The organism is Achromobacter sp. UBA5777 (assembly GCF_002418565.1).
Classification (GTDB): Bacteria; Pseudomonadota; Gammaproteobacteria; order Burkholderiales; family Burkholderiaceae_B; genus Achromobacter; species Achromobacter animicus.
Window position 1 is genome coordinate 1 of record NZ_DIEJ01000264.1, and the last position, 11,231, is coordinate 11,231.

Annotated in this window: 10 protein-coding genes; 7 read left to right on the forward strand and 3 right to left on the reverse strand. The window is 64.4% G+C overall.

Going from position 1 to position 11,231, the window contains the following annotated elements:
• Nucleotides 1-521 precede the first annotated feature (521 nt).
• From B3446_RS22870 to B3446_RS22880, 3 genes are all read right to left on the reverse strand, one after another.
• Entirely contained in the window at nt 522-947 is a 426-nt protein-coding gene (locus tag B3446_RS22870) for an organic hydroperoxide resistance protein (protein ID WP_056560358.1), read from the reverse strand.
• Between the two features lie 163 nt (nt 948-1,110).
• Nucleotides 1,111-1,572 carry a MarR family winged helix-turn-helix transcriptional regulator gene (locus B3446_RS22875; RefSeq protein WP_291385605.1) on the reverse strand — a complete coding sequence of 154 codons (462 nt, stop codon included), beginning with the start codon at nt 1,570-1,572 and terminating at the stop codon, nt 1,111-1,113.
• A gap of 60 nt (nt 1,573-1,632) precedes the next feature.
• A complete protein-coding gene (locus tag B3446_RS22880) occupies nt 1,633-2,340 on the reverse strand; it encodes a Crp/Fnr family transcriptional regulator (RefSeq protein WP_175124978.1) in 708 nt (235 codons plus the stop codon).
• A gap of 171 nt (nt 2,341-2,511) precedes the next feature.
• On the opposite strand from B3446_RS22880, the gene B3446_RS22885 reads away from it, so the two are divergent.
• The 7 genes from B3446_RS22885 to B3446_RS22915 all read left to right on the forward strand — a co-directional run bounded on the left by B3446_RS22885 (nt 2,512) and on the right by B3446_RS22915 (nt 11,099).
• Entirely contained in the window at nt 2,512-4,488 is a 1,977-nt protein-coding gene (locus B3446_RS22885; RefSeq protein ID WP_175136808.1) for an AMP-dependent synthetase/ligase, read from the forward strand.
• 5 nt (nt 4,489-4,493) lie between these two features.
• The gene (locus B3446_RS22890) at nt 4,494-5,291 is read left to right on the forward strand and encodes an ABC transporter ATP-binding protein (RefSeq protein WP_175124976.1); all 798 of its coding nucleotides are present in this window, start codon (nt 4,494-4,496) and stop codon (nt 5,289-5,291) included.
• A gap of 24 nt (nt 5,292-5,315) precedes the next feature.
• The gene (locus tag B3446_RS22895) at nt 5,316-6,245 is read left to right on the forward strand and encodes a branched-chain amino acid ABC transporter permease (protein ID WP_063955103.1); all 930 of its coding nucleotides are present in this window, start codon (nt 5,316-5,318) and stop codon (nt 6,243-6,245) included.
• A 23-nt stretch (nt 6,246-6,268) separates the two neighbouring features.
• Nucleotides 6,269-7,333 carry a branched-chain amino acid ABC transporter permease gene (locus tag B3446_RS22900; protein ID WP_175136809.1) on the forward strand — a complete coding sequence of 355 codons (1,065 nt, stop codon included), beginning with the start codon at nt 6,269-6,271 and terminating at the stop codon, nt 7,331-7,333.
• Nucleotides 7,334-7,468: 135 nt separating this feature from the next.
• Nucleotides 7,469-8,806 carry an ABC transporter substrate-binding protein gene (locus tag B3446_RS22905; protein WP_291385612.1) on the forward strand — a complete coding sequence of 446 codons (1,338 nt, stop codon included), beginning with the start codon at nt 7,469-7,471 and terminating at the stop codon, nt 8,804-8,806.
• 106 nt (nt 8,807-8,912) lie between these two features.
• Nucleotides 8,913-9,749 (forward strand): ABC transporter ATP-binding protein, encoded by an 837-nt coding sequence (locus B3446_RS22910; protein ID WP_175124974.1) that lies wholly within the window; start codon nt 8,913-8,915, stop codon nt 9,747-9,749.
• A gap of 81 nt (nt 9,750-9,830) precedes the next feature.
• Nucleotides 9,831-11,099, forward strand: coding sequence for a phenylacetate--CoA ligase family protein (locus B3446_RS22915; protein ID WP_291385614.1), 1,269 nt, complete (start codon nt 9,831-9,833; stop codon nt 11,097-11,099).
• Nucleotides 11,100-11,231: the final 132 nt, after the last annotated feature.

Below are 11,231 nucleotides of genomic sequence, written 5' to 3' on the forward strand. Positions count from 1 at the left end.
GACGCTTCGCGTGTGGCTGCGGTGTGGTTGGGTTCTTGCCTATGGCAACGTTGAGTGTCTGACACTGACGAGCGTCATTCGCAAGCCGCTCTCCGCAAGCGCGCAAGCGCACGCCGCACCGACGACCCGCAGCGCCGATGCCGATTGCCGCCGCCCGGGCGGCAGCAATTCGGCGGCCTCGCAGATCTCCTGCCCTGAACACAGGTCTTGTAGCGCCGCATACCAAAGACCCTCGTAGCACGGCGTCGCGGTCACCGTGGGCGCGAGCGCCGTCGATGCGCCCGAGGGAATCTGAAGGGAAGGCCGAAGGCCTGGACGAAGATGACGAAGGGGCAGTCCGGAGCGAAGGCTCCGGACCGCAATCGTGGGCGATCGTGCCCACGGTGACTGCGGCGCCGGGCGACCTACGAAGAGCTTCGTGGCGCGGCAAAAGGAAATGGGCCTCACAGGCAACCGACCAAATCAGTCTTCACCTGCAAGGCCCACTCTCACGTCGCATCAAACTCGATGCAAGGTCAATCTCAAACGATCGTCAGCGTCACATCAATGTTGCCGCGCGTGGCGTTCGAATACGGGCACACGATGTGTGCAGCCGCGACCAGCTTTTCAGCTTCTGCACGGTCCAAGCCCGGCAGCGAAATCTTCAGTTCCGCTTCGATGCCGAAACCCGTCGGGATGGCGCCGATGCCGACGATGCCATTTACCGACACGTCCGCCGGGATCGCGATCTTGTCGCGGTTGGCGACGAACTTCATCGCGCCCAGGAAGCAGGCCGAGTACCCGACGGCGAAGAGTTGCTCGGGGTTGGTGCCTGCTGCGCCGGCGCCGCCCAGTTCGCGCGGGGTGGTCAGCTTGACGTCCAGGTTGCCGTCGTCGCTGACGCCACGGCCTTCGCGGCCTCCGGTGGCGGTGGCGTTGGCGCGGTAGAGGACTTTTTCGATCGACATGGTGTGGTTCCTTTGAATGAAAGTTTGAACTGCTTGCCTTGCGGGACCCTTCCCGTGTTGGCGGTCAACGATGAACTTGCGACTTGCTTAAGACTTTAAATAGTGAACAACAATATCGTGCGCTATTTATAAAACCGGATGATGACAGTCATCACCCACAACCTCAAAGACTTCCGGCCAGCTTCTCCCGCAGTGCGTGCAGCATCTTCGTCATGCCCTGCGCTTCGTCCAGCGAACACTGCGCTGCTGCGCCAACCGCATGCGGCACCGCTTCGGCCTTGTCGCGCAGATCGCGGCCCTGCTTCGTCAGGCCCACGATCACCTGGCGTTCGTCCGCCACGGCGCGCTTGCGCGTCACCAGGCCCGCGGCCTCCAGGCGCTTGAGCAGCGGCGTCAGCGTGGCCGAATCCAGAAACAGGCGGCTGCCGATATCCGTCACCGTAATTTCGTCGCCTTCCCACAGCACCAGCATCACCAGGTATTGCGGGTAGGTCAGGTCCAGCCCGCTCAGCAGCTTGCGGTACACCTTGTTCATCGCCAGCGAGGTCGAGTACAAGGCGAAGCACAACTGGCTGTCCAGCAGCAGCGGGTTGAAAGCGGCTTTGGTCTTGTTTCTGGATTTCATTGTGCGATATTAAATAGCGCGCGATTTATCGTCAACACTTTTTTTCAGTGCCGATAACGCTTACGCCGCCTGCTCCGCTTCCACCGCGCCGCGGTCCGAGCCGTATTGCTTCAGCCCGTCCAGGTCCAGCACCCGCACTGCGCCGTATTCCACGTTCAGTAACCCCGCCTCTTCCAGCTTGCGCAGCGCCTGGTTCGCACGCTGACGTGACACCCGGGCCAGATAGCCGACTTCTTCCTGCGTAATCGTCAGGCGCATCCCCATCCCCGGATACAGCAAAGGGTTGAAGAGCTCGGCCAGACAGCGGGCCACGCGCGCATCGGGATCCAGCAGACGGTCGTACTCCGCCTTGCCGATGAACTGCGCCACGCGCTCGTTCAGTTGATGCAGCAGGTATCGGTTGAACGGAATACTGGTATCCAGCAACCAGTCGAACGTGGTGCCCGGCAGGCGCGCCACCACCGAATCGCGCAGCGCCACGATGTCGTACTTGCGGACCTCGCGTTTCAGCAGCGAGCCCTCGCCGATCCAGCCGCCAGCGGGCACGCCCGTCAGCGATGCGACCTTGCCTTCCGAATTGCCCACCGACACCTTCACCAGTCCCGCCAGCACGCCGATCCAAGCCTGGGCGAGTTCGCCTTTGCGCTCTATGATCGATCCGGCAACGACCTGCTGCACGGAAAGGTCCCGCTCCACGCGCGCTTGCTGTTCGGCGTTGAGCACGCGGAACCAGGCGGCGGCGAGTTGCAGGGAGTCGGATAGCTGCATCGGGAATACCCTAAAAGGTCCTTGAATGTCGCGATGGTGACAGTTGGTAGCAACCCAACCTTATACCTTAACTCCTGCCGTAAATCTAAACCAACTGGTCAAGCACGCCGCCGCAACCGCCGCTTCCAATGCAGGCACTGCGCGCGATGCGCCCAAACCGGAGGAGACAACGTGGCACATTCATCGCCCGCATCTGCACAGGTGCCGGCGGCGCCGGACACCTTTCCGGCGCTGCTGCTCGCGCATGCCAACGTTCGCGGGTCGCGGCCCGCGATACGAGAGAAAGACCTGGGGATCTGGCAAACCCTGACCTGGTCCGAAGTGGCGGAGCATGTCCGTCACGTCGCGCAGGGTCTTGCATCGCTCGGCATTCAGCCCGGCATGCACGTCGCCGTCATCGGTGAAAACCGCCCGCGCCTCTACATGGCCATGATGGCCGCGCAATCGCTGGGCGCCATTCCTGTTCCGCTCTATCAGGACGCGGTCGCGCAGGAAATGGTTTACGTGCTGCAGGATGCGGAGATCAGCGTTGCGATCGTCGAGGACCAGGAGCAGGTCGACAAGATGATCGAGGTGCGCGAACAGTGCCCTGCGCTCAAGCATGTCGTGTTCGACGATCCGCGCGGCCTGCGGCATTACGCCGATCCCATGCTGCTGTCGTATGAGCAACTGGAAGCGCTGGGAAGCGAATACGCCGCCAAGCACCCCGACTTCTACGCCCGCGCCGTGGCTGCCGTGCAGCCGCACGACGCCGCAGCCATGTTCTATACATCCGGCACGACGGGCAAGCCGAAGGGCGTGGTGCTGACGCACCATGCGCTCATCGACCGCGCGCGCGCCGTGTCAGAAATGGAAAAGCTGACCGACCAGGAAGACGTGCTGGCGTACCTGCCGCCTGCGTGGATCGGCCAGAACATGTTCTCGTACACGCAGTTGCTGGTCACGGGCTTTACGGTGAATCATCCCGAGTCGCCCGACACTGTGTCCATCGACATGCGCGACATCGGCCCCACCTATTACTTCGCGCCGCCGCGCGTGCTGGAAGGCCTGCTGACGCACGTGATGATCCGCATGGAAGATGCGGGTTATCTCAAGCGCAAGCTGTTCGCGGCGTGCATGAAGCTGGCGCGCCGCGTTGGCACAAAAATTCTGGACGGTGAATCCGTCAACGCCTGGGACCGCATGCGCTACGCGGTGGGCAACGTGTTGATCTACGGTCCGCTGCGCAACGCGCTGGGCATGAGCCGCGTGCGCGTGGCGTACACGGCCGGCGAAGCCATCGGTCCGGACCTCTTTGTGTTCTACCGCTCCATCGGCATCAACCTGAAGCAGCTGTACGGATCCACCGAGACCTCGGTGTTCGTCTGCGTGCAGCCCGATGGCCAGGTTCGCGACGACACCGTCGGCCCGCCGGTGGCGGGCGTGGAGATTCGCGTGGCCGACAACGGCGAGATCCTGGTCAAGAGCCCGGGACTCTTCAAGGAGTACTACCGCAATCCCGACGCCACAGCCGAGGCGCGCAGCGCCGACGGCTGGTTCCACACGGGCGACGCCGGCTATCTGGATACCGACGGGCAGCTCAAGATCATCGATCGCGCCAAGGACGTGGGCAAGCTGGCCAACGGCAGCCTGTTTGCGCCGAAGTACATCGAGAACAAGCTCAAGTTCTTCCAGCACATCAAGGAAGCGGTGGCGTTTGGCGCGAATCGCGAAGACGTGTGCGCGTTCATCAACATCGACCTGGAGGCCGTGGGCAACTGGGCCGAACGCCGCGGCCTGCCGTACGCCGGCTACACCGACCTGGCGGGCAAGGACGAGGTCTACCAGCTGATCGCCGAGTGCGTGGAGCAGGTCAACGCGGATCTCGCAACAGATCCCAAGCTGGCCGCGTCGCAGGTCAGCCGTTTCCTGATCCTGCACAAGGAACTGGATCCGGACGACGACGAGCTGACCCGCACGCGCAAGGTGCGCCGCGCCTTCATCGCGCAGAAGTACGGCGTGCTGATCGATGCGCTCTTTGGCGGCAAGCAGTCGCAGTTCATCGAGACCGAAGTGAAATTCGAAGACGGACGCACCGGCAAGATTTCGGCGGATCTGCGGATCCATCCGGTCAAGACGTTTCCCGCCATCACCGCCCGAGCCGCGTAAAGAACATGAGCACTAACGACCGCGACCAGCGTATCGGCGATGTCATGCTGGACATGCAGAACATCTCCCTGTCTTTCGGCGGCGTGAAGGCGCTGACCGACATTTCCTTCAACGTGCGCGAGCACGAGATCCGCGCCATCATCGGACCCAACGGCGCGGGCAAGAGCTCGATGCTCAACGTCATCAATGGCGTGTACACGCCGCAGCAGGGCGGCATCGCGTTCCGCGGCGAGCGGTTTTCGCGCATGAACCCGCGCCGCGCCGCCGAAATGGGGATTGCGCGCACGTTCCAGAACCTGGCGCTGTTCAAGGGCATGAGCGTGCTGGACAACATCATGACCGGCCGCAACCTGCGCATGAAGAGCGGCCTGCTGGCGCAGGCGTTCCGCCTGGGGCCGGCCGAACGCGAAGAGATGCAGCACCGCGAGTTCGTCGAGAACATCATCGACTTCCTGGAGATCCAGGCCTATCGCAAGACGCCGGTGGGCCGCCTGCCCTACGGGCTGCAAAAGCGCGTCGACCTCGGCCGCGCGCTGGCGATGGAGCCGCGCCTGTTGCTGCTGGACGAGCCGATGGCCGGGATGAACATCGAGGAAAAGCAGGACATGAGCCGCTTCATCCTCGATGTGAACGATGAGTTCGGCACGACCATCGTGCTGATCGAACACGACATGGGCGTGGTCATGGACATCTCGGACCGCGTGGTCGTGCTGGACTACGGCAAGAAGATCGGCGACGGCAAGCCCGATGAGGTCCGCGCCAATGAGGACGTCATCCGCGCCTATCTCGGCGTGTCGCACTAAGCCGGACAACCAAGGCGGAAAGACATGGGATTTTTTCTAGAGACCTTATTCGGCGGCCTGATGAGCGGCATGTTGTACGCGCTGATCGGCCTGGGCTTCGTGCTGATCTTCAAGGCGTCCGGCGTCTTCAACTTCGCGCAGGGCGCGATGGTGCTGGTGGCGGCGCTTTCCATGGCGCGCTTCTCGGAATGGCTGCCGCGCTGGCTGGGCTTTGACAACATGATCCTGGCCAACGTGCTGGCGTTCATCGTCAGCGCGATCGTGATGTTCCTGCTGGCGGTCGCGATCGAGCGCTTCGTGCTGCGCCACCTGGTCAACCAGGAAGCCACGACGCTGCTGATGGCCACATTGGGCATCAGCTATTTCCTGGACGGCCTCGGCCAGATCACGTTCGGCAGCTCGGTGTACTCCATCAACGTCGGCATGCCCAAGGATCCGCTCATGATCCTGGACTCGGTGTTTGAGGGGGGGCTGCTCATCAACCTTGAAGACCTGACCGCGGCGGTCATCGCCGCGCTGCTGGTGGCGACGCTGGCGCTGTTCTTCCAGTACACCTCGACGGGCCGCGCGCTGCGTGCCGTGGCCGACGACCACCAGGCCGCGCAGTCGATCGGCATTCCGCTGAACCGCATCTGGGTGATCGTGTGGAGCGTGGCGGGGCTGGTGGCGCTGGTGGCGGGGATCATCTGGGGATCGAAGTTCGGCGTGCAGTTCACGCTGTCCACCGCCGCGCTACGCGCGCTGCCGGTGGTGATCCTGGGCGGCCTGACGTCAGTGCCGGGCGCCATCCTGGGCGGCCTCATCATCGGCGTGGGGGAAAAGCTGTCCGAGGTCTATCTGGGGTCGCTTGTGGGAGGCGGCATCGAAATCTGGTTCGCCTACGTGCTGGCGCTGGTGTTCCTGCTGTTCCGTCCGCAAGGGCTGTTCGGCGAGAAGATCATCGACCGCGTCTAAGCCTGCGTCACCGAGGATAAAAAATGTTCTATCGCGAAAACGGCCAATTCAAGACCAGCTATCGCGCCGACCAGCAGATCTTCCCGATCCGCCAGGACCGCGTCTTCATCTGGCTGCTGATGGCGGTGGCGTTCATCGTCGTGCCGGCCATGGCCAGCGACTACCTGCTGCGCGCCATCCTGATTCCGTTCCTGATCCTGGCGCTGGCCGCCGTGGGCCTGAACATCCTGGTCGGGTACTGCGGGCAGATCTCGCTGGGCACGGGCGCCTTCATGGCGGTGGGCGCGTATGCGGCCTGGAACTTCGGCGTGCGCTTCCCCGGCATGCCGCTCGTGGTGCAGATTTTGTTGGGCGGCTGCTTCGCCACCATCGTCGGCGTCATCTTCGGCATCCCCAGTTTGCGCATCCGCGGCCTGTATCTGGCGGTGGCGACACTGGCGGCGCAGTTCTTCGTGGACTGGGCGTTCCTGCGCATCCCCTTCTTCACCAACTATTCGTCGTCGGGCAGCGTGTCGGTGCCGCCGCTCACGGCCTTTGGCCTGCCGGTGCAAAGCGCCATGGAGAAGTACCTGTTCGTGCTGATCCTGGTCGTCGTCTTCAGCCTGCTGGCCAAGAACCTGGTGCGCGGCGCCATCGGCCGCCAGTGGATGGCGATCCGCGACATGGACGTGGCGGCATCGGTCATCGGCATCCGGCCCATGTACGCCAAGCTGACGGCGTTCGCGGTCAGTTCGTTCATCGTCGGCGTGGCCGGCGCGCTATGGGGCTATATCCACCTGGGTTCCTGGGAGCCGCTGGCGTTCGACCTGGGCCGCTCGTTCCAGCTGCTGTTCATGGTCATCATCGGCGGGCTGGGCTCGATCATCGGCAGCTTCTTCGGCGCGGCGTTCATCGTGCTGGTGCCCGTGGCACTGGCGAACATTCCGCACATGCTGGGCCTGCCGCTGTCGGTGGACACCGCCGCGCACATCGAGCACATGGTGTTCGGCGCGCTGATCGTGTTCTTCCTGATCGCCGAGCCGCACGGCCTGGCGCGGCTGTGGAGCATCGGCAAGGAGAAGCTGAGGATCTGGCCGTTCCCCCACTGATCTTTTTTCGTTTTGATTTCCGCGGGTCCGACGCGGCACGACCGCGCTGGACCACCGCCCCGAATACCCGGCTCAAGACCGGGCCAATCCCGGTGTCCCAGGGTTGAACCGACCCAAGCACCACGCAGGAGGTAAATGGAGATGAAGCGTCTTAACCTGAAGTTGGCGGCAGCCCTGATGGCCGCAGCCGGCGCCGCAGGCGCCGTGGCCACGCCGGCAATGGCAGCCGAAGAGCAGTTCGTTCCGTTGCTGGTGTATCGCACGGGATCGTTCGCGCCGCTGGGCATTCCCTGGGCCGACGGCAAGCTGGATTACCTGAAGCTCGTCAACGAGCGCGATGGCGGCGTGAACGGCGTCAAGATCACGTACGAAGAATGCGAGACCGCCTACGCCACCGACCGCGGCGTGGAATGCTACGAGCGCCTGAAGGGCAAGGGCACCGGCGCATCGGGCTTTGATACCCAGTCCACCGGCATCACGTTCGCGGTCAGCGACAAGGCGATCATCGACAAGGTGCCCGTGGAAACCATGGGCTACGGCCTGTCGCAGTCGGTGGATGGCAGCGTGTTTGAGTGGAACTTCCCGCTCTTGGGCACGTACTGGACTGCCGCCGACGTGATGATCCAGGACATCGCCAAGAAAGAAGGCGGCATGGATAAGCTCAAGGGCAAGAAGATCGCCCTGGTCTATCACGACTCGCCGTACGGCAAGGAGCCGATCCCGCTCTTGCAGAAGCGCGCGGCCAAGGAAGGCTTTGAACTGCTGCTGTATCCGGTGACGGCGCCGGGCGTGGAGCAGAAGTCCACCTGGCTGCAGATCCGCCAGGCGCGTCCGGCCTACGTGCTGCTGTGGAGCGCCGGGATCATGACGCCCACCGCCATCCGCGAAGCGCAGGCCAGCGGCTATCCGCGCGACAAGATGTACGCGATCTGGTGGGCCGGCTCGGAAGGCGACGTCAAGGACCTGGGCGATGTCGCCAAGGGCTACAACGCCATCACGATCCACAACAGCGGCGCCGACAGCGACAAGGTCTATGACGATCTGAAGAAGTACGTCTACGACAAGGGTCAGGGCGCGGACAAGACCGGCAAGACCACGCTGGGCACCATCGCCCACACGCGCGGCATGATGATCTCGATGCTGCAGGTGGAAGCGATCCGCGCCGCGCAGGAGAAGTACGGCAAGGGCAAGGCGCTGACGCCCGAGCAGGTGCGCTGGGGCTTCGAGAACCTGGACCTGACCCAGGAAGAACTCGACAAGCTGGGCTTTGGCCAGATCATGCGTCCGGTCAAGACCTCGTGCGCCAACCACAAGGGCGACGACTGGGCCCGCATCGTGCAGTGGGACGGTGCCAAGTTCAAGGTGGTCTCCGACTGGTATCAGGCCGACAAGACCATCCTGGACCCGATGGTCAAGGAATCGGCGGCCAAGTACGCCAAGGAAAAGAACATCACGCCGCGCAAGTGTGAGTGATGCTTCTGGAGCGCCCGCGGCGTGTTTGCCGCGGGCGCGCAACGCAGGTTGATATGAACCGGCGGCCGGTTTTCCGGCCGGCCGCCGCCACGCCGCAGGAAGGTTTATGAACGACGCCAATATTGCCGCCGCCGACGCCCCCCAGGTGCTGCTCGATGTGAACGGCATCGAGGTGATCTACAACCACGTGATCCTGGTGCTCAAGGGCGTGTCCCTGCAGGTGCCGGAAGGCAGGATCGTGGCGCTGCTGGGCGCGAACGGCGCGGGCAAGACCACGACGCTGCGCGCGATCTCGAACCTGCTCAAGGGCGAGCGCGGCGACGTCACCAAGGGCCACATCCAGTACCGCGGCCAGCGCATCGAACGCCTGACGCCCGCCGAACTGGTCAAGCGCGGCGTCGTGCAGGTGATGGAAGGCCGGCATTGCTTTGCCCACCTCACCATCGAAGAGAACCTGCTGACGGGCGCCTATACGCGCAGCATGAGCCGGGGGGATACCACCGCCGCGCTGGAGCGGGTCTACCAGTATTTCCCGCGCCTGAAGCAGCGCCGCACCAGCCAATCCGGCTACACCTCGGGCGGCGAGCAGCAGATGACCGCGATCGGCCGCGCGCTGATGGCCAACCCCAACATGATCCTGCTCGATGAGCCGTCGATGGGTCTGGCGCCACAGATCGTCGAAGAGATCTTCGAGATCGTGCGCGACCTGAACCAGCGCGAGCGCGTGAGCTTCCTGCTTGCCGAGCAGAACACCAACATCGCGCTGCGCTACGCCGATTACGGCTACATCCTGGAAAACGGGCGCGTGATGATGGACGGCGCTGCCGCCGACCTGGCGCAGAACGAGGACGTAAAGGAGTTCTACCTGGGCATTTCCAGCGGCGAACGCAAGAGTTTCCGAGACAACAAGTTCTACCGCCGCCGCAAACGCTGGCTGGCCTGATTCCCGACGCGGGCAAGCCAGCGCTTGCCGCATGGCGCCGGCAACGGCGCCGCCAACCGGCACACGAGAAGGTGCGATTCCATGTCCGAGTTTTTCGATGACCGCGAAACACGCGCGCCCGAGCAACGCGAGCGCGATCTGATGGCCGCCCTGCCCGGGGCGATTGCGCGGGCCGTCGCGCGCGCGCCGGCCATTGCCGAACAACTGCGCGGCGTGGACCCCGCCACGATCACCTCGCGCGAGGCGCTGGCCCGGCTGCCGGTCCTGCGCAAGCATGAACTGCTGGAACGCCAGCAACACAGCCGCGACGACGGCGCCCGGCCCGCCGGTCCCGAAAAGGCCTTTGGCGGCTTCTCCGCCATCGGCTGGGGCGAAGCGATGCGCGTGTTCGCCTCGCCTGGCCCCATCTACGAACCGGAAAGCGCGCGCTCGGATTACTGGCGCTTTGCGCGCGCCCTGTACGCGGCGGGTTTTCGCGCCGGCGAGCTGGCGTACAACTGCTTTTCCTACCACTTCACGCCGGCCGGCTCGATGATGGAAACGGCTGCCCACGCCGTGGGCTGCACCGTATTCCCCGGCGGCACCGGGCAGACCGAGCAGCAGGTGCGCGCGATTCAGGACCTGGCGCCCAGCGGCTACACCGGCACGCCGAGCTTCCTGAAGATCATTCTTGAAAAGTCCGATGAACTGGGCGTGAAGCTCGATTCGCTGCGGCGCGCGCTGGTCTCCGGCGAAGCCTTTCCGCCGTCGCTGCGCGACTGGCTGGCGGCGCGCGGCATCGACGGCTACCAGGCCTACGGCAGCGCCGACCTGGGCATGATCGCGTTTGAGACGCCCGCCCGCGAAGGGCTGGTGGTGGGTGAGGACATCATTGTCGAGATCGTGCGTCCGGGCACCGGTGAACCCGTGCCGGCAGGCGAAGTCGGCGAGGTCGTGGTGACCACACTGAATCCCGATTACCCGCTGGTGCGCTTTGGCACCGGCGATCTGTCGGCGGTGATGTCCGGCATCTCGCCGTGCGGACGCACCAACACGCGCATCAAGGGCTGGATGGGACGCGCCGACCAGACCACCAAGGTGCGCGGCATGTTCGTGCATCCGTCGCAGGTGGCGGACGTGGCGCGGCGGCATCCGGAGATCCTGCGCGCGCGGCTGGTCATCAGCGGCAGCACCGGGTCGGACCGCATGGTGCTGAAGCTGGAGTCGCGCGAGCAGAACGACGAGCTGGCCAGGCGCATTGCCGATTCGGCGCGCGACGTGACGAAGTTGCGGGCCGATGTCGAATGGGTGGCCGAGGGCGGTCTGCCGAACGACGGCAAGGTCATCGACGACATCCGGACGTACGAATAGGCGATTCCACGCGAGGGCAAGCGCGCGGGCAGGCGCGCGGGCAAGCGGCCGCTACGCGCGCGGTCCGGTTGCGTCGCCTTCGCGGCGCCCAGCCCGCGTGATGAATGCGTGGATGCCCATGCCGGCGAGCTT

Coding starts and splice junctions, on each gene's coding strand:
- B3446_RS22870 (WP_056560358.1), bottom strand. CDS start 947: ATGTCGATCGAAAAAGTCCTCTACCGCGCCAACGCCACCGCCACCGGA.
- B3446_RS22875 (WP_291385605.1), bottom strand. CDS start 1,572: ATGAAATCCAGAAACAAGACCAAAGCCGCTTTCAACCCGCTGCTGCTG.
- B3446_RS22880 (WP_175124978.1), bottom strand. CDS start 2,340: ATGCAGCTATCCGACTCCCTGCAACTCGCCGCCGCCTGGTTCCGCGTG.
- B3446_RS22890 (WP_175124976.1), top strand. CDS start 4,494: ATGAGCACTAACGACCGCGACCAGCGTATCGGCGATGTCATGCTGGAC.
- B3446_RS22895 (WP_063955103.1), top strand. CDS start 5,316: ATGGGATTTTTTCTAGAGACCTTATTCGGCGGCCTGATGAGCGGCATG.
- B3446_RS22900 (WP_175136809.1), top strand. CDS start 6,269: ATGTTCTATCGCGAAAACGGCCAATTCAAGACCAGCTATCGCGCCGAC.
- B3446_RS22905 (WP_291385612.1), top strand. CDS start 7,469: ATGGAGATGAAGCGTCTTAACCTGAAGTTGGCGGCAGCCCTGATGGCC.
- B3446_RS22910 (WP_175124974.1), top strand. CDS start 8,913: ATGAACGACGCCAATATTGCCGCCGCCGACGCCCCCCAGGTGCTGCTC.
- B3446_RS22915 (WP_291385614.1), top strand. CDS start 9,831: ATGTCCGAGTTTTTCGATGACCGCGAAACACGCGCGCCCGAGCAACGC.